This is a genomic window from Kribbella sp. NBC_00482, assembly GCF_036013725.1.
In the GTDB taxonomy this organism is placed as follows: Bacteria; Actinomycetota; Actinomycetes; order Propionibacteriales; family Kribbellaceae; genus Kribbella.
The window spans coordinates 4,886,829-4,903,764 of the sequence record NZ_CP107881.1; the positions used below are offsets into that span (position 1 = coordinate 4,886,829).

A 16,936-nucleotide genomic window follows, 5' to 3' on the forward strand; every position below is an offset into this window, starting at 1 on the left:
GAGCTCTCCAAGTGTCATTGGTTGGCAGGTGTCAACGGTTGTAAGCAGGCATGGGACCGGACAGCGCGCGGCCGACTTCGTCACAGGCGTCGAGGACGTCCGATGGCAAGGGGCCTTGCTGCGCGGCGGTGATGTTGCTGAGCAGCTGCTCGGGTTTCGATCCGCCGAGCAGTACGGCGGTGACGACATCGCGGGACAGCAACCACCGCAGCGAAAGCTCCGGAAGCGTCAGGCGCGCGTCAGCCGCGACGGTCGACAACGACGTGACGGCATCGAAGAGCGGACGGCTCCAATAGCGATCCCGATACATCTGAGACACCGCCGACGAACCGAACCGGCCTTCACCGGGGCTGTCGTCGAACGAGTGCCGCCCGGTCAGCAGCCCACCGCCGAGCGGGTTGTAGACGATCGTGTCCAGACCGTGCGTCGCGGCGTACTCGACGTACTCTGCCTCGATCCGGCGGGCGACGAGGTTGTACAGCTGCTGCGCGACGACCGGCTGCGGCGCACCGGCGGCCAGGCACGCGGTGGACACGTCGCTGATCTGCCAGGCGGCGTAGTTGGACACGCCGATCGCGCCGATCAGGCCATCGTTCACCAGCGCGGCCAGCCCGCTCGCGGTCTCCTCGAGAGGCACCGAGCGGTCGGGCTGATGCAGGTAGAACAGGTCGACCCGATCGGTGCCGAGCCGGCGCAGGCTGGCCTCGAGCGACGTCCGGATTCCCTTGCGGGACAGGAGCGGCTCGCCACCCGCGTCGCCTGGGTAGATGCCGGCCTTGGTCGCGATCGTGACCTGGTGCCGCCGGCCGCGCAGGATCTCGCCGAGCATCTCCTCACTCCGCCCGCCGGCGTACCCGTTGGCAGTGTCGATCGCGGTGATGCCGTTGCCCAGAGCAACATCGACCATGGTTCGGGCCCGCTCCAGATCGACGGTGTCGCCGAACGTCATGGTGCCGAGGACAAGGCCGGTCATGAGGCAGCCGCACTCTCCGCGGCCCGGGCGGCCGCAATCGCTCGGACGACCTCGCGGGGTTTGCGTCCCGAGATGAGCGCGGGTTCGAGCGCGCTGCGCCGGAGTCGCTGGGTGTACTCGTGTTGTGGACGCTGCAGTACGTCGGCCGCCGTCCCCTGCTCGACGATCTGACCGGATCGGAGTACGGCGACCTGTTCGCACACGGCAGTCACGACACCGAGGTTGTGCGAGATGAACAAGTACGTCAGCCCCCGTTCGGCGCGCAGTGCCGCCAGGATTTCGAGTACCTGCGCCTGGACGGACACATCCAGAGCGCTCGTTGCCTCGTCCAGCACCAGCAGGTCCGGATCGGAGGCGAGGGCGCGGGCGATGCCGATCCGTTGCCGCTGCCCGCCGGAGAACTCGTGCGGTTTGCGGGTCAGCGCCGACGACGGCAATCCGACCTGGTCGAGCAGTTCGGCCGCGCGCTTGTCCCGGGTACGGCGGGATCGTTCGCCGCGGACCGCGATCGGTTCGGCGACGATGTGCTGGGCGTCGAGGTGCGGGTCGAGCGAGCCGTACGGGTCCTGGAACACCATCTGGATCCGGTGCCGCAGTGGTCGCAACCTGCGTTCCGTCAGGGTCGTCAGGTCGACGCCGTCGAACACGATCGACCCGGCCGACGGCCGGAGCAGCCGGACCAAGGCGCGCGCGATGGTGGACTTCCCGGAGCCCGATTCGCCGACCAGGGCAAGCGATCCACCCCGTGGCAGTTGGAAGGACACGTCGTCGACGGCGCGATGCTCGCCGTACTGCACCACCAGACCGGAGACCTCCAGCAAGGTCATGACGGCCCTCCATTCATCACTTCGAGCTTCTGGGCGGTCGGTACGTCGGGATCGTCCCAGGGGCCGAGCTTCGGGATCGCGTCGAGCAGCTTGCGGGTGTACGCATGCTGGGGCCGGTCGACCACGTCCTCGACGGGGCCGCTCTCGACGAACTTGCCGGACTGCATGACATGGATCCGGTCGCTCATCAGCCGTGCGACGCCGAGGTCGTGGGTGATCAGCAGGATGCCGACGCCGGTCTGCTGCTGGATCTCCAGCAGCAGGTCGAGGATTCCGGCCTGCACAGTGACATCGAGAGCCGAGGTGGGTTCGTCGGCCACGATCAGTTCGGCCTGGGCAGACAGCGCCATCGCGATCAGGACGCGCTGGAGCATGCCGCCGGACAGTTCGTGTGGATACTGCTTCAGGCGCTGCTCCGGCCTGCTGAGATGGACCTGGCGTAGCAACGCGAGTGCCCGGTCACGTGCCTCCGCCTTTCCGCACCGATGCCGCAGCCGGATCGCCTCGACCATCTGCCGGCCGACTGTCGCGATCGGGTTCAGCGCGGTCATCGGGTCCTGGGGGACCAGCACCACTTCCCGTCCACGCAGTCCGCCGATGTGCTTGCGGGTCCCGACCACGTCCTTGCCGGTGATTTCCGCATGGCCGGCCAGTACGGCGAGATCGTCCGGGAGCAACCGGAGCAGGGCCATCGCTGTCGTTGACTTGCCGGACCCGGACTCGCCGATGATCGTGACGGTTTCCCCGGAGTCGATGTCGAAGGTCACCCCGTCGACCGCGCGGATCACGCCGCCCGCGGTCATCAGATCGACCGTGAGGTCGCGAACGCTGAGGATGGGCATCAGCCGGTCACCGCCTTCGCCCGGCGCACCCGGTCACGCAGACCGTCGCCGAGCAGGTTGACGCCGAGCACGAGCAGCGCGATCGCGATGCCGGGGATCGTCACGAGCCACCAGGCACCTGTGACGAAGAGTTCGCGGCCGTCGGAGATGATGCCGCCCCAGGTCGGGTACGGGCGTTGCACGCCGGCGCCGAGGAAGCTCAGGGCGCTCTCGAGCAACACGGCCTGGGCGAGCAGCAGGAAGACGACGACGAGGGTCTGCGACAGGATGTTCGGGACGATGTGCCGGGCGATGATCTTCAGTCGGCCGAGCCCGAGGACCTGGGCGGCGGCGACGTACGGCTTCTCGCGTTCGACCAGGACCAGCGCGCGGGTGAGCCGGGCCGGCTCCGGCCATTGCGCGATCGCGATCACCAGCGTGATCACCGGCACGGACGGACCGAACAGTGCGACGACCAGTAGCAGCATGAGCAGCAGCGGCAAGGACAGCTGGGCTTCGAGCAGTCGGGAGACGATGGTGTCGACCCAGCCGCCGAAGTAGCCTGCTGCGGCGCCCGCCGCGATGCCCAGCACGCCGGAGAGCGCGATGGCCAACACTCCGATCAGCAAAGAGGTCTGGCCGCCGTGCAGGATGCGGGAGAGCAGATCCCGGCCGTTCGGATCGGTTCCGAGCAAATGACCCGGACTGAACGGCGGAAGGGACGTCTCCTTGAGTACGCCGTGCACGGGATCGGGGAGCGGGAGGACGCGCGCGAGCGCCACCGGGATGATCACGATGCCGGCGCAGATCGCGCCGACCCAGATCTTGATCGTGCTGTACCGGGCTTTGCGCGCTGCGGCCGACCGGCGGAGCAGCCTCCGGGCGACGCCTGACGGTGCGGCGACATCTGTCACGAGCGGGCCTCCTGACCGAGCCGGACCCGGGGGTCGATGAGCGGATACAGCAGGTCCACCAGCAGTTGGACCACCAGAGCGAGGACGACGGTCACCAGGACCGTTGCCTGGATCAACGGGAAGTCCCGCCTCGACAGCGCGTCGACCACCAGTTCGCCGACGCCCGGCCACTTGAACACGACCTCGACGATGACGACGCCGTTGAGCATTGCGGCGAATCGGGTTCCGAGCGCGGTGACGACCGGGATGGACGAGTTCGCGAACGCGTAGCCCCAGGTCAGGCGACGCTCGGAGACGCCGCGGGATCGTGCGATGGTCAAGTACGGCGCGGCCAGGTTCACCGTCATCTCCCGCCGGACCAGCCGGGAGATCAGCGCCACCTGGAGCACCACGATGGTCAGGCAGGGCAGCACGATCGCGCTCGTCGAGGTGAATCCGGACGACGGCAGCCACTGCAGATTCACCGCGAACACGATCAGCAGCACGAAGCCGATCCAGAAGTCCGGCATCGACTGGCCGGCGATGGTGGCGATGTTCGCGCCGAGCTCAGGTGCGGTGTCGCCGCGCCGCGCCATCCAGACGCCCAGCGGGATCGCGATCGCCGCGGTCACGGCGATGGCTGCGATGGCCAGCGTGACCGTGTAGGGCAGTCGGTCCATCACTACTTGGAGCGCGGGCTGCCGGAACTGGAACGACGTACCGATGTCACCGTGCAGCAGGTTGCCCAGATAGGTGAGGTACTGCGACAACAGTGGCTGGTCGAGTCCGAATTCCTGCCGTACGGCGGCCAGTTGCTCGCTGGTCGGGTTCGGCGGGGCGTAGTTCGCGGCGGGGTCACCAGGGGCCAGCCGGAGTAACAGGAAGACGATCGTCACCGTGAACCAGGCCGTCAGCACGGTCTGGCCGAGACGCTTGAGAATGTAGCGCGGCATGGCTCAGCCCGAGACCTTGACCTTGGACAGGTCGTAAGAGTTGGTGGGCGACAGTTCGAGCGTGGCGACCCGCTTGCGCTTCGCCAGTACGTTGTCCGGCGTCCACGCCCACATCGCCGGCCACAGCGCCCAGATCTTCTCTTGGGCTTGTTTGAGCAGCGCGTCCCGCTTGGCCGCGTCCGGTTCGGCACTCGCCTGGTCGAGCAGGTTCGTCACGTCGGGGAAGACGAAGCCGTGGTACGTGTCTCTCGTCTTCTCCTTGGCCGCCGTACCGGCGTACTGGCCCTGGAGGTTGGTGATCGCCAGACCGGTCTGGTTCCCGTAGCCGTTGCCGAGCACGTCCCAGTCGCCGGCCTCGCCGCGGCGCCAGGTGTTGATGTCGCCGCCCTTCGGGATCTCCTTCAGCGTCGCCTTCACGCCGACGTCGCCGAGCATGCCGACCAGCGCTTCCATCACCCGGGCCGCGCCGGCGAACTCCGACTCCTCCCAGATGAACGTCAGCTTCAGGTTCGAGACACCTTCGGCGGCCAGCATCGACTTCGCCTTCGCCGGGTCGAACGTGTAGTCACCGGTCTTCGCGAACCCGGACAGCGTCTTCGGTACGACGCCCTCCGCGGACTTGACGAGTCCGTTCATCAGGCTGGAGATCAGCGCCTCGTGGTCGACGGCATGGCTGAGCGCCTCACGGACCTTCGGGTTCGTGAGCGGGTGTCCGGCCGGCTTGCGGAAGTTGTAGAACAGGTGGATCAACCGGGTGCCTGGCTCCTGGACGAGGTCGATGTCGTTCTTCTTCTTGAGCGCGGTCGCCGACTCGGGGGTGATGGTGTCGATCACGTCGGCCTGGCCGGAGGTGATCGCGATGACCCGGGCGCCCTCTTCCTCCTGGTACGACACGTTGACCTCGTCGAGCAGGGCCTTCTCGCCCCAGTAGTCGTCGTTGCGCACCAGGCGGTAGGTGCCGGTGCCGGAGTCGGCCGAGGCGACCTTGAAGGGTCCGCTGCCGATGCCTTCGCGCAGTTCCTCGGCCTTGTTGGCCTTGGCCGGGGTGATCAGGATGTTCGACATCAGCGAGTCCAGCGTCACGACGGGCGTCTTGGTGGTGAGCGTGAAGGTCTTGTCGTCGACCTTGGCGAAGGTGGGCTGCTCCGGGAACTGCGAGGCGACGTACCCGGCCTTGACCTGGAAGTAGAGCTTCAGCGCGGTCTCGACGTCATCGACCGTGACGGGCGACTTGTCGGAGTAGTGGATGTCGCTACGCAGTTTCACCGTCCAGACGGTCGGCGAGGTGAGCTCGAACTTCTCGGCGAGCACCAGCTCGGGCTTCAGGTCGGGGCCGATCCGGGTCAGCGCTTCGCGGACCGCGCGCTGCACGGTCACGGCGGCGTCGTACTGGTTGAGCTTGTTGTCGAGGCTGACCAGGTTGCGGTTGAGCACGACGCTGAGTTTCCCGCCGGCGCCTGAGGCGCCGCCTCCGTTCGCCGCGCCCGAACTCTGCGGACCGGCGCAGGCAGTGACAGCCGAGCCGAGCGCCGTACTGGCGCCGACGATGCCGAAGAACTGCAGGATCGCCCGCCGGGAGACCCCCGTGCCCGACTTGGCGGTATCGACCAACTTCTCGATGTCGGACATGACGTTCTCCTTGAACTCTGCCAGGGGCCGCCCGGGTGACGGGCTCGTTTCCACAAGATGGCACCGTTGCGTGTTCTGCGCAATAGCTGTAGCTTCATTTGCGTGATCTGATCTTGCTGAACTGCCCGACGGGGATCGCTCGCCGGAGTCCGTGACTCCGGAGGTTGTGGCCGGAAAGACTTGTAGACATGGGGTTTTCGAAGATCGACGAAGGGAGGGGCGATGCCGGAGCTGGCGATCGTTGCGGACGATCTGAGTGGCGCGGCCGAGTCGGCCGCCGCGTTTCTGTTGCGCACAACGCGTATTTCGGTCGACCTGTACGCCGCGCAACGGCCTCCCGCGGTCGATGCGCGAGCTGCGCGTGTGATCGCCGTCGACACGGACTCCCGGCGACAGAGCCCCTCAGACGCGGCGGTTTCGGTGCGGTCCGCGATCGCGGCGTGCGGTGGTGTGCCGATCCTGAAGAAGGTGGATTCGCTCCTGCGCGGCAACCTTGCCGCCGAGGTCGGCGTCTTGCAGGAACTGTATGGCGTCGCCCCCATCGTTGCTTCGGCCCTGCCGTCCGCCGGCCGGGTCGTGGTCGACGGTGTCCTCCGGGTTGGGGGCGTGCCCTTGCACGAGACTGATTGGTGGCATGCCGAGGACCGGCCGGCGCCACGCTCCGTCTCGGAGGCGTTGGCGCCGTTGGATACCTGTTCGGTGCCGTTGGCAACTGTTCGTCAGGGCGGTGAGGTGCTGGCCAAGGCGCTCGCGGAAGCCGGCACGGCGGGGCTCGTCGCCGTCTGTGATGCCGAGTCCGACGACGACTTGGACGGTGTCTACGCCGCCGCGCGCCAAGCCGCTGAGCGGCCTGTGCTGGTTGGGTCCGGCGCGCTCGCCGGCGCAGCCGCGCGTGCCGTCCCGGCCGACGCCCCGGAGCTAGTCGCTGCGCCACGATCCGCGGCAGAGGCCGTTCTGGTTGTGGTCGGCAGTGCGGCCCCCTCGCTGTCCGTCCAGCTGACCGCGCTGGAGGCCGTGGCTGACGTCGTACTGCGGCTGGACCCGCACGTCCTGCTGCGTGATCCGCGCGGGATGCGCCGCGATATCGCGGCCCGGGTCCGAGGTTCCCGATGCGCGGTGGTGAGCCTGGACGGAGCTGCCGGCGTACGACCTGAGCTCGCACCACAACTGGCTGCCGCGCTGGCGCAGGCTGTCGAGCCGGCGGCTGCGAATCATCGCGCTCTCGTTCTCACCGGTGGTGAGACTGCCCGTGGGGTTCTGGACCTGCTCGGCATCGACCGCCTGACGCCCGTCGCGGAGCGCTGCGGGGCAGTGCTGTCCCGAGCTGGTGGTCGACTCGTGGCCACCCGTCCCGGCAGCTTCGGCAGCCCCGCCTCGCTCGCCGATCTCGTCGCCAGCCTGTTCACCGAACCAGTACCCGAGGAGCCGACATGAGCAGCACCCCCCAGATCGCCGTCACGATGGGCGACGGCGCCGGCATCGGTCCGGAGGTCATCGTCCGAGCGCTCCTCGACCCCACCATCGCCGAAGCCGCGCACTGCGTCGTCATCGGCGATGCCGAGCGACTCCGGCAGGCCGCGCGGATCGTCGGTCTCGAACCCCGTATCGTCGCGATCGGGAGCGTGGGCGACGCGGAGTTCACGCCGGGGCGTATCAACGTCATCGATCTCGGACTGCTGCCGCCGGACCTGCCGTTCGGTGCGGTGTCCGCGGTCGCGGGCGATGCGGCGTACCACTACATCCGGGTCGCCAGTGAGCTCGCGATGTCCGGACAGGTGCAGGCGATCTGTACGGCGCCGCTGAACAAGGCGGCCTTGCAGGCAGGTGGGCACATGTTCCCCGGCCACACCGAACTCCTCGCGGAACTCACCGGCACCAAGGAGGTGTCGATGATGCTGTCGACGCCCAAGGTGAAGGTCATCCATGTCACCACGCATATCGGCCTGATCGACGCGGTGGACCGGATCGAACCCGGGCTGGTCGAGCGCACCATCCGGCGCGGCCACCAGGCCCTGATCGACGCGGGCGTCGCGGCGCCGAAGATCGGCGTCTGCGGGATCAACCCGCACGCCGGTGAGAACGGCCTGTTCGGACGGGGGGAGGAGGAGACGAAGATCGCTCCCGGAGTCGAGGTGTGCCAGGCCGACGGGATCGACGTACACGGTCCGCTGCCGGCCGACACGCTGTTCTTCCTGGCCGGCCGGGGCGACTACGACCTGGTGGTGGCGATGTACCACGACCAGGGCCACGGTCCCGTCAAGATCCTCGGACTCGAGGCCGGGGTCAACGTCACCGTCGGATTGCCGGTGATCCGGACGTCGGTCGACCACGGTACGGCGTTCGACATCGCCGGCCGGGGTGTGGCCGACCACCGCTCGATGATCGAGGCACTGCGACTCGCGGTCGAGATGGCTCCGGAGCGAGTGGCAGGCTGACCTTCCTTGGATACAGTGCGAGGCGTGAGCAGGCAGAAGTCAGGGGCGCGACGCGAGCAGATCGTCCGGATGGCCGCGTCCGACGGGTTGGCCAACGTGGAGGACCTCTCCGCGCGGCTGGGCGTCACGCCGTCGACGATCCGGCGCGACCTCGCCCTGCTGACCGCCGAGGGGAAACTCGCGCGCACCTATGGCGGCGCGCTGAGCCTCGAGCCGCATCCGGAGGCGTCGCTGCGGCAGCGCCTGGGTGAGGCGTACGACGCCAAACGCGCGATCGCGGCCTGGGCCGTCGGCCAGATCGTGCCCGGCGAGAACGTGCTGCTCGACGGCGGATCGACCACGACCGCGCTGGCCCAGGAACTCACCGGCTTCACCAACCTCTCGGTGACGACGACCGGCCTGACCGTGCTCGACGTACTGGCCGAAGCCGAGAACATCGAGGTGATCGTGCTGGGCGGGCGGTTACGGATCATCAGCCAGTCCTTCGTCGGACCGGTCACCGAGGTCTCGCTCGAGCGGATGTCGTTCGACCGCGCGTTCATGGGGGCCGACGGCGTCCGCGTCGACCGCGGGATCAACGAGAAGGATCTCGAGCAGACGCGACTGAAAGAGCTCATGATGGGCCGGGCCGATCGCGTCTACGTGCTCGCGCACGGCGCCAAACTCGGTCAAGGGCCCTTCCACGCGTGGGCTGTGATGCCGCCGCGGTGGACGCTCGTGACCGATGACTCGGCGCCGGCCGCCGAGGTACGGCGGTTCGAGGACAAGGGAATCGAGGTCGTCGTCGTCACGCCGGCAGAAGCGCCGACAAACTGACCTGCAGGCCCCGAGGACGTTCGTCCCCGGGGCCCTGATGCTCGTCGGGTCAGCGCGACAACTGAACGTTGTTGCCCTGGGCATCCTTATGCCATTGCGAGTACCAATCCCAAAGGACCCGTGCCTCGTCGGCGATGGTGCTGTGACCGCGGCCGCGATTCACGCCGTACCTGGCCACGGTCGTCCCGTCCGCGTCCTTCCACGAGCTGATGTCGTACCGTCCCACCCGCTCGACCGACGCCGGTGTGGTCGGCGTACCGAGTGCGTCGTTGCGGTTGATCCAGTACCGCATGGTGTCACCGACGTACGGCGTCGACAGATCGTTCGGCCAGAGGTCGAACTGGCCGAACAACAGGAGGAACGGAAGGGTCTCGCCGCTGTAGTCGGTCGTCGACGATGTCTGGCCGCCGGAGGTCGAGCCCAGTGCAGCGAAGTTCTTGGAGAGCTCCGGGTTCTTCCCGGCCGCGATGGTCGTCATGCTCCCGTTCGACTGCCCGCCCAGATAGATCCGGCCCGGATCGATGTTATAGCCGGTCTTGACTTCGTTCAGAACCCTTTGCAGGAACGTCATGTCGACGTGGTCGGCCGTCGTACCCCATCCCGTCCGGTTCTGGGTGTTGAGCCCGGTCGGCACGACGAGGATGAAGCCCTCGTCATCCGCGACCTCCCACCACCGGGAGAAATCGAACATCGAGTACATCGTCAGCCCGGAACCGTGCAGCGAGATGACGGCCGGCACAGTCCTACCCTTCCTCGCCGCCTGCCTCGCCTTGGCGGGGACATAAACCATGTACTCGCGCATTCGGCCTGCCAGTTCCATCGTCCTGAACTGGACACCGAGCTTGCCGTAGTCAGGTCGCGAGCCGAGAGTGTTGCCGCCGACGTTGCCGCCGTAGCGGGTGTAGCGCGAAAGGAAGTCGCCGTAGATGCCGGCGGCCGATGTCTTCGCGTTCTTCACCTTGCCGGTGACCGCGACAGCGCTGAGCGAGCCGTCGGCGACGTAGTACTTCAGTGCCCCCTTCCGCTGATGGAAGATCCTCCCACCGTGGAACCCGGTTGCCTTGGATGCGGTCTGGTTGGCCTCCTGCCAATACCTGACGACACCAGCGGCCTCGTCGCCCAGCCGGTCCTCCATGATCCAGACGGGAAGCGGAACGCTGCTGCTCGCGACCTGCTGACCGTTCCAGTCCGTCGTCGGATAGAACGTACTGTCCAGCTGCTTGAGAAACGCGGGAGCGATGTCGCTCGCGTCGACGAAGGTCGCTGCGGCCACGAGGGTCGGGTCCTTCATGACGATCTGCTGCAGCACCGAACCTGGGCGGTCGTATCCGACGACGTAATAGCTCTCGGGCGGGAGGTACCAGGTGCCGCGGCCATCGGGGGAGTTGACGCTGATGTTCGCGTACGCCGTTTCGAGGTAGGACCGCTCCTCGTCGGGTGATCCCCAGTGTCCGGAAGCGCCAGGCTCGAAGACGTAGAGGAGGAACTTGTTCTTCTCGGCGAGGTCGATCCATCCACTGTCGACGAGCCAGGGAACGGTTTGCTCGCCCTCAGGGACGTTGAGCACCACCATGTAGGCACCGAGGTTCGCAGCCTTGGGGACGTAGATCTTGGCGGTCCGGTTCGTGCCCGAGATCGTGCGCTCGAACAGCCCGCTGATGCCCATCTTGATGCCCGCCATCGGGTCGTAGACGGGCGTCGTGGCGCTGAGCTGCTGGACGGGCGGAAGGCTGGACGCCGTGGCCGCCCGCGCGGATCCGGTCAGGGGAAGCGCCATCGCGACCGTCATAACGATGATCAGGAGCCTGTTCTTCACTGTCTTCCTCCAGTGGATCGGCGGCTTGGTCATTGCGGCCAACCCTGGCAGCGGTGCGTGATTCACGCAATAGCTCATGCGCGGACTGTGAACCGTGAGGTGGGCCATTCCTTGCGGCACGTGACGATCTGCGCGATCTGCGCACCTTGGGCAGCCTGCAATGCCGGTCGATGGCAGGCGAGTGGATGGAGGAGTGTGTGGCGCGGTACGACAAGGAGCACAAGCAGGCGACGAGGCAGCGGATCCTCGAGACGTCCGGTCGTCGGTTCAAGCAGAGCGGTATCGACGGCTCCGGCGTCGCCACGCTGATGGCCGACGCGGGGCTGACGAATGGTGCGTTCTACGCGCACTTCACATCCAAGGATGACTTGGTCGCCAATGTGGTCGCCGACCAGTTGCGGACCCAGGCCGAGACATTCAGGGCACTGCCGCCCGGCCGGGTGAGATGAACCTGGCGATCTTCTTCGGCGGTGAGTTGGTCCTGCGTATCCCTCGCACCACCAGAGCAGTGGAGTCGCTTTCGAAGGAGGCTGAGGTCATTCCGCTGGTCCAGGACGCGGGCGTGCCGACTCCGGAACTCGTCAGCTACGACGCGACCCTGCAGGTCGGGAGCGTGCCGTACATGGTCCTGCAGCGAGTGCATGGCGCGACCCTGGCCGAGCAGGCACCCGATCCGAGCGGGCGACGGCGCGTGCTCGGATCCCTCGGCGAAATCCTGGTGACACTCCACCAGGTCCGGCTCAGCAGGGTCGGCCTGTCAGCGCGATCCCGGCGCCCTTCACGTTCTCACCACCCGCGTTGCTCGGCCGGCTCATGGAGGCGGGCGAGGTCGGCAGTGCCCAGCCCGTCCGGCTCCTCGAGCGATTCGCCCTCTTGCGTGCCGACAACCATCGCGGTCGGTCGTCGCCTTCATGGAGCCCTGTGCGACGGAGTCCCCACTGGCGGACCGCCGCGTTCAACCGCTTACGCCGTTCGTTTGGCGAGGCCGGTGGCCTCGTCGCGGAGGGAGGCGAGGAGGGCGTTCGCCGCGGGGGACAACGGTCGGTCTGCGGGCATGGTCACGCCGACCGCTCTTCGGATCGAGGTCAGGTGGGTGCTGATGAGCTTGAGGTTGTCGTCTTGGGCAGCGATCAGCATCGGGAGTGCTGCGATGACGTCTGTTGAGATCAGCAGTTCGCGCAGGGTCAGCATGGATGTGCATTCGATCCGATTGGCGGGGATCGGAACGCCTTCATGCACGAAGAAGTCCTCGAGTTCGCTTCGAAGGATGGTCTGCTCAACCGGAAAGATCCACGGGTAGTCGGCCAACTGCATGAGCGTCGGAGAGTCGAGCGCATGGACCGGATGACCCTCCCGGGCGACGAGGCGCACCGGTTCGCTGTAGAGCATTTGCTGGACGAGGCTGCTCGGCGCCTTCCCTGTCAGCCGTCCGACAATGAGGTCGCAGTCCCCGGCAAGAATCGCCGCCTGAAGCATGTCAGGCGTCGCCTCGCGTACTACCACCGTCAGCCTTGGGTGCTCCGCCTTGAGTGCAGCAATCGCTCGGGGGAGTAACACGTTCGACCCGGCCAAGTGGGTGCCAACGGTGACTGTCCCGAGGTCGGCGTTGGTAAGTTGATCGATCTGCTGGCCGGCCTGTCGCAGTTGGGCGAGGACTGCACGGGCATGCTCGAGGAAGCTGTCGCCGAACACTGTGGGCGTGACGCCGCGAGGGCCACGGTCGAACAGGCTCACCCCCAAGATGTCCTCGACCTCACGCAGGCCGCGGGTCACCACGGGTTGGGTGATGTGCATAGCGTCGGCGGCCCCCACCAGGCTGCCTCGATCGGCGATGTGGCGGGCGGTGTGGCCGGCTTGGTCGAGAGCGGTGGCGGTGGTTTTGCGGAGGGCGTGGGATTTGATCCAGGCGAGCTTGTCGGACTCGGTTGGTTGGGTGGCTTGGTCGACCCGGATGAGTAGGTCGGGGGAGTGGTCGAGGGTGAGCTTGTAGATCTTGACCAGGTCTGCGACGAGTTGGTGGTCGACCTTGATGCGGCCGGTTTCGACGAGCTCCATCCGGGTCTTCGGCCAGGTAAGAAGTTCGGCGACATCTTTGCGCGTCAGACCGGCTTGGCGGCGGAGGGCGCGGAGGGTGAGGCCTAGGTCGCGGCGGGCGGTGCTTCCGACGGGGGAGAGGACGGTGCGGAGGGCTCGGCGGGTGTTGGAGGGGTCGCGGTAGCCGCCGATCGTGTCGGCGAAGATGGGGTTGTCGAGGCGGATGCCGGCGGCGTGGCGGGTGCGGAGGATAGCGAGGCCCCAGTTGGGGAGGTGGAGGAGGCGTTCGCCGGCTTTGGATTTGGGGCGTTTGCGGATGAGGCCGTGGCCGGTGAGGCGGGCGATGGTGTGGGTGAATTCGACGGTGCCGGCTTCGAGGTCGGCTTGGGACCAGCGGACGGCGAGGGCTTCGCCGATGCGGACGCCGGTGGCGAGCATGAAGGTGACGAGGTCGGGGAGGTCGGTGCGGACCGCGTAGTCGTTGGCGGCGAGGTGCTTTCTGAGGAGGGTGACTTCGTCGCCGGTGAGGGCGCGGGGTGGGTTCTTGGGTTCGGCTTCGATGCTTTCGTTCTCGCGGACCGGGTTGACGGAGATGGCTCCGTAGCGGACGGCGATTTTCATCATGCCGGACAGGACGGCGCGGCAAGTTTTGGCGGTGGGGGCGCCGGTGCGGTTCTTGACGTTGGTGATGGCGGTGTCGATGCGTTGGGTGGTGGCTTCGCCGATGCGGAGTTCGGCGAAGGCGGGCCGGATGTGGTTCTTGATGACGCGTCGGTAGGTCTCGAGGGAGGTCGGGGATCGCTTGCCGTCCCTGACTCGCTCTTCGAACTTCTTCTCCCACAGGTCGATGAGGTCGGAGATCTTGTGCATCGCGGTCAGCTCGCCGGACTGGTTGGTCTTCGCGCGGTCCTGGAGCTTCTTCAGGAGGGCCCGCTCGGCGGCGGTCTTGGTCTTGCCGTAGGCGGAGACCGGCCGAACGTGGCCGTCGTGGTCGCGGAACTTGGCTTGTGACTTGTGCTTGACGGGTTTGCCGTTGTCGTCGGTCTGAGTGACCCAGGTGGAGATCTGTCCCCAGGATCCGATGGGCAGTGGTGGCCTCGGCATCTCATGCCTCCAACCGGTGTGATGGTTGGCAGCTCAACGCCTGTCGGTCGCGTGAACCTGGGGATTCGGTAAGGATGCGAAACGTTGTGATGTGACGCACAGTCACGATCAGATGAAGGTTGCCCGAGCCGGTGGACCGCGCGAGGCCAGCGGCCCGGAGATCAGCTCGAGGAGCAAATGAGTGCGTAAAGAGTGCGCGGCAGACACCAAGAAGCCCAGGGCACCTTGGTGGCCTGGGCTTTTGTGCGCCGCCAGGGACTCGAACCCCGAACCCGCTGATTAAGAGTCAGCTGCTCTGCCAATTGAGCTAGCGGCGCTTGGTGTTGCTTTCGAACGAAGAGGATCGTAGCAGGGGGATCGGGGAGATGCGAAATCGGTTAGCGGGTGAGGATGGTCATGGCTGCGTTGTGGCCGCCGAGGCCTGAGACGGCGCCGCCGCGGCGGGCGCCGGAGCCGCAGATGAGGAGGTTGGCGACGTCGGTTTCGGTGCCCCAGCGGCCGGCGTCGGAGGGGTCGGTGGCCCAGGGCCACTGGAGGTCGCCGTGGAAGATGTGACCGCCGGGCATGCCGACGGATTCCTCGATGTCGTACGGCGTCTTGGCCTCGATGCACAGGTTGCCGTCGGCGTCCCGGGCGATGCAGTCCTCGAGCGGTTCGGCCAGGTACGACTCCAGCCCGGCCAGCACGCGCCGCGTGGACTCGGCCCGCGCAGAATCGTTGTCGGAGGCAAATAAACGAGCCGGGAAGTGCACGCCGAAGACGGTCAGGGTGTGGTGGCCGGAGGCAACCAGGTCGGGGGAGAGGATCGATGGGTCGGTCAGCGAGTGGCAGTACACCTCGGACGGCGGTACGGCGGGCAGCTCGCTGCTCGCGGCGGATCGGTACGCCGTCTCGAGCTGGCTGTAGTCCTCGTCGATGTGGAACGTGCCGGCGAACGCCCGCGCTGGGTCGTCACCGGACTTCAGCGCCGGCAGGTGACGCAGCAGCAAGTTGATCTTCAGCTGCGACCCTTCCGGCTTCTCGACACCGGTCTGACCACGCAGTGCTGCCAGCGTCGACGGCGCGACGTTGGACAGCACCCAAGAGCAGTCGACGGATCGCTCACCGTCGCCACCGAGCCACGTGACCGATCCACGGGTCCCGTCTGCTTCGACAGCGGTGACTGCTGCGTCGGTGACCAGTGCGGCACCAGCACGCCGCGCAGCAGCTGCCAGTGCGTCAGTGACTGCGCCCATGCCGCCGACAGGTACCCGCCACTCGCCGGTGCCGTTGCCGATCAGGTGGTACAGGAAGCACCTGTTCTGGATCAGTGACTCGTCGTGCAGCCCGGCGAACGTCCCGATGACGCCGTCCGTCGCGACGACGCCACGGACGGTGTCGTCGGCGAAGCGCCGCTCGACGGTCTCGCCAAGCGGCCGCTCGATCAGCTCGTCCCACAGTGCGCCGTCGACGCGTGAGCGGAGGTCGGCCGCCGACTGGAGCGGCTCCAGCAGAGTGGGAGCGACAGCAGCGGCCAGCGAGCTGACAGAGCCGTAGAAGTCCGTCCACGCTTCGTACTCCGCGTCGCTCCCGGTGAGTGCACGGAACGAGGCCCTGGTACCGGCGCCTTCCGGCCGCTCGATCATCAGGCCGACGTCGCGTCCAGAGCGGCGTACCGGGGTGTACGACGCGACTGCGCGGGACCGGAGCTCCAGGTTGAGGCCGAGGTCTGCGGCGATCTTGTCAGGCAGCAAACTGACCAGGTACGAGTAGCGCGACAGCCGCGCGTCTACACCCGGGAACACGCGCTCGCTGACCGCTGCGCCGCCGGTGTGCGACTGCTGCTCCAGGATCAGCGTGGAGAGCCCGGACTGCGCCAGATACGCGGCAGCGACGAGACCGTTGTGTCCACCGCCAACGATGACGACGTCGTAGAAGTCCTTCATCCCACCGGCCAATCGAGCTTGTGGTACGCGGCGTCCCAGAACATCCATTCGTAGCGGCACGTCATAGCGAAGTGCTGGTGACAACGTTCCCGCTCCGCGGCTCCCACGTCCAGCCCGTCCGTCACGGCGAGCACGGACTCGACGACAGCGTCGAACTCCTCGGAGCCGTACGTCTCGATCCACTTCCGGTACGCCGGGTCCGGTGACGACCTCTTGAGCAGCTCCCGCCCCACGTCCCGGTAGATCCAGTAGCAGGGCAGTACGGCGGCCACGGCCTCGGCGTACGTACCTGTCGCGCACACAGCCGTCAGATAGGACATGTACGCCGTGGTGGTCGGACCGGACCCGGCCGTGTCGACGTCCTCCGCGGTCAGCCCCAGTGACGCCAGCAACGAGGTGTGCAGTTCCCGCTCGACCGCTATCGCGTTGGCGGCGTGCAGCGCGAACATGCTGACCGCGTCCTCGTCGAGTGCGCGGCCGGCGACCAGGCTGAGCGCCCGCGAATACGCGCGCAGGTAGTGGCTGTCCTGGACGATGAAGTAGCGGAACGCATCGTGGTCGAGGGTGCCGTCGGTGAGCCCGGTGATGAACGGGTGCCGGACGATCTCGTCGTACACGGAGGCGCCCCCGCGGTCCCACAGCTCGCTGGAAAACGTCATCCCACTCCTCGCCATCGACTGGCACCGACCCTATCCAGAGGGCACGCACTC

The 16,936-nt window shown here is 67.1% G+C and carries 14 protein-coding genes, 1 tRNA gene and 1 pseudogene; 5 read left to right on the forward strand and 11 right to left on the reverse strand.

Annotated elements, in window-relative coordinates:
• Positions 1-31: 31 nt before the first annotated feature.
• The 6 genes from OHB24_RS23955 to OHB24_RS23980 are packed head-to-tail and all read right to left on the reverse strand — an operon-like array spanning position 32 to position 6,096.
• Complete coding sequence (locus OHB24_RS23955) at positions 32-973, reverse strand: aldo/keto reductase (protein WP_327633066.1); 942 nt, start codon at positions 971-973, stop codon at positions 32-34.
• On the reverse strand, positions 970-1,800 hold the full coding sequence (locus OHB24_RS23960) for an ATP-binding cassette domain-containing protein (protein WP_327633067.1): 831 nt from the start codon (positions 1,798-1,800) through the stop codon (positions 970-972). Before OHB24_RS23960 ends, OHB24_RS23955 begins: the two co-directional genes overlap by 4 nt.
• A complete protein-coding gene (locus OHB24_RS23965) occupies positions 1,797-2,642 on the reverse strand; it encodes an ABC transporter ATP-binding protein (RefSeq protein ID WP_327633068.1) in 846 nt (281 codons plus the stop codon). The genes OHB24_RS23960 and OHB24_RS23965 overlap by 4 nt, the downstream gene beginning before the upstream one ends.
• Positions 2,642-3,535 (reverse strand): ABC transporter permease, encoded by an 894-nt coding sequence (locus OHB24_RS23970; RefSeq protein WP_327633069.1) that lies wholly within the window; start codon positions 3,533-3,535, stop codon positions 2,642-2,644. Before OHB24_RS23970 ends, OHB24_RS23965 begins: the two co-directional genes overlap by 1 nt.
• The gene (locus OHB24_RS23975; protein WP_327633070.1) at positions 3,532-4,467 is read right to left on the reverse strand and encodes an ABC transporter permease; all 936 of its coding nucleotides are present in this window, start codon (positions 4,465-4,467) and stop codon (positions 3,532-3,534) included. Before OHB24_RS23975 ends, OHB24_RS23970 begins: the two co-directional genes overlap by 4 nt.
• A 3-nt stretch (positions 4,468-4,470) precedes the next feature.
• Complete coding sequence (locus tag OHB24_RS23980; RefSeq protein WP_327633071.1) at positions 4,471-6,096, reverse strand: ABC transporter substrate-binding protein; 1,626 nt, start codon at positions 6,094-6,096, stop codon at positions 4,471-4,473.
• Between the two features lie 222 nt (positions 6,097-6,318).
• On the opposite strand from OHB24_RS23980, the gene OHB24_RS23985 reads away from it, so the two are divergent.
• Genes OHB24_RS23985 through OHB24_RS23995 form a run of 3 tightly spaced genes read left to right on the forward strand, consistent with a single transcriptional unit; the run spans position 6,319 to position 9,347 of the window.
• Positions 6,319-7,530 (forward strand): four-carbon acid sugar kinase family protein, encoded by a 1,212-nt coding sequence (locus OHB24_RS23985; protein WP_327633072.1) that lies wholly within the window; start codon positions 6,319-6,321, stop codon positions 7,528-7,530.
• Positions 7,527-8,531 (forward strand): 4-hydroxythreonine-4-phosphate dehydrogenase PdxA, encoded by a 1,005-nt coding sequence (gene pdxA, locus OHB24_RS23990; protein ID WP_327633073.1) that lies wholly within the window; start codon positions 7,527-7,529, stop codon positions 8,529-8,531. The genes OHB24_RS23985 and pdxA overlap by 4 nt, the downstream gene beginning before the upstream one ends.
• A 24-nt stretch (positions 8,532-8,555) precedes the next feature.
• Entirely contained in the window at positions 8,556-9,347 is a 792-nt protein-coding gene (locus tag OHB24_RS23995) for a DeoR/GlpR family DNA-binding transcription regulator (RefSeq protein ID WP_327633074.1), read from the forward strand.
• Positions 9,348-9,396: 49 nt separating this feature from the next.
• Here OHB24_RS23995 and OHB24_RS24000 read toward each other — a convergent pair whose 3' ends face one another.
• Complete coding sequence (locus OHB24_RS24000) at positions 9,397-11,163, reverse strand: alpha/beta hydrolase family esterase (protein WP_327633075.1); 1,767 nt, start codon at positions 11,161-11,163, stop codon at positions 9,397-9,399.
• A 170-nt stretch (positions 11,164-11,333) separates the two neighbouring features.
• Here OHB24_RS24000 and OHB24_RS24005 point away from each other — a divergent pair, with 170 nt between their 5' ends.
• Together OHB24_RS24005 and OHB24_RS43355 are read left to right on the forward strand one after the other, a co-directional pair.
• A complete protein-coding gene (locus OHB24_RS24005; protein WP_327633076.1) occupies positions 11,334-11,612 on the forward strand; it encodes a TetR/AcrR family transcriptional regulator in 279 nt (92 codons plus the stop codon).
• A pseudogene (locus OHB24_RS43355) lies at positions 11,609-11,926 on the forward strand (phosphotransferase family protein); the annotation flags it as partial. The gene OHB24_RS24005 and the pseudogene OHB24_RS43355, both read left to right, overlap by 4 nt.
• Before the next feature lie 200 nt (positions 11,927-12,126).
• Here OHB24_RS43355 and OHB24_RS24010 read toward each other — a convergent pair.
• From OHB24_RS24010 to tenA, 4 genes are all read right to left on the reverse strand, one after another.
• Positions 12,127-14,067 carry a LysR substrate-binding domain-containing protein gene (locus tag OHB24_RS24010; RefSeq protein WP_327633077.1) on the reverse strand — a complete coding sequence of 647 codons (1,941 nt, stop codon included), beginning with the start codon at positions 14,065-14,067 and terminating at the stop codon, positions 12,127-12,129.
• 478 nt (positions 14,068-14,545) lie between these two features.
• Positions 14,546-14,618 (reverse strand) — tRNA-Lys (locus OHB24_RS24015).
• A 60-nt stretch (positions 14,619-14,678) separates the two neighbouring features.
• A complete protein-coding gene (locus tag OHB24_RS24020; RefSeq protein WP_327633078.1) occupies positions 14,679-16,226 on the reverse strand; it encodes a phytoene desaturase family protein in 1,548 nt (515 codons plus the stop codon).
• The gene (gene tenA / locus OHB24_RS24025) at positions 16,223-16,885 is read right to left on the reverse strand and encodes a thiaminase II (protein WP_327633079.1); all 663 of its coding nucleotides are present in this window, start codon (positions 16,883-16,885) and stop codon (positions 16,223-16,225) included. The genes OHB24_RS24020 and tenA overlap by 4 nt, the downstream gene beginning before the upstream one ends.
• Positions 16,886-16,936: the final 51 nt, after the last annotated feature.

Coding starts and splice junctions, on each gene's coding strand:
- OHB24_RS23955 (WP_327633066.1), bottom strand. CDS start 973: ATGACCGGCCTTGTCCTCGGCACCATGACGTTCGGCGACACCGTCGAT.
- OHB24_RS23960 (WP_327633067.1), bottom strand. CDS start 1,800: ATGACCTTGCTGGAGGTCTCCGGTCTGGTGGTGCAGTACGGCGAGCAT.
- OHB24_RS23965 (WP_327633068.1), bottom strand. CDS start 2,642: ATGCCCATCCTCAGCGTTCGCGACCTCACGGTCGATCTGATGACCGCG.
- OHB24_RS23975 (WP_327633070.1), bottom strand. CDS start 4,467: ATGCCGCGCTACATTCTCAAGCGTCTCGGCCAGACCGTGCTGACGGCC.
- OHB24_RS23980 (WP_327633071.1), bottom strand. CDS start 6,096: ATGTCCGACATCGAGAAGTTGGTCGATACCGCCAAGTCGGGCACGGGG.
- OHB24_RS23985 (WP_327633072.1), top strand. CDS start 6,319: ATGCCGGAGCTGGCGATCGTTGCGGACGATCTGAGTGGCGCGGCCGAG.
- pdxA (WP_327633073.1), top strand. CDS start 7,527: ATGAGCAGCACCCCCCAGATCGCCGTCACGATGGGCGACGGCGCCGGC.
- OHB24_RS24005 (WP_327633076.1), top strand. CDS start 11,334: ATGGCAGGCGAGTGGATGGAGGAGTGTGTGGCGCGGTACGACAAGGAG.
- OHB24_RS24010 (WP_327633077.1), bottom strand. CDS start 14,067: ATGCACAAGATCTCCGACCTCATCGACCTGTGGGAGAAGAAGTTCGAA.
- OHB24_RS24020 (WP_327633078.1), bottom strand. CDS start 16,226: ATGAAGGACTTCTACGACGTCGTCATCGTTGGCGGTGGACACAACGGT.
- tenA (WP_327633079.1), bottom strand. CDS start 16,885: ATGACGTTTTCCAGCGAGCTGTGGGACCGCGGGGGCGCCTCCGTGTAC.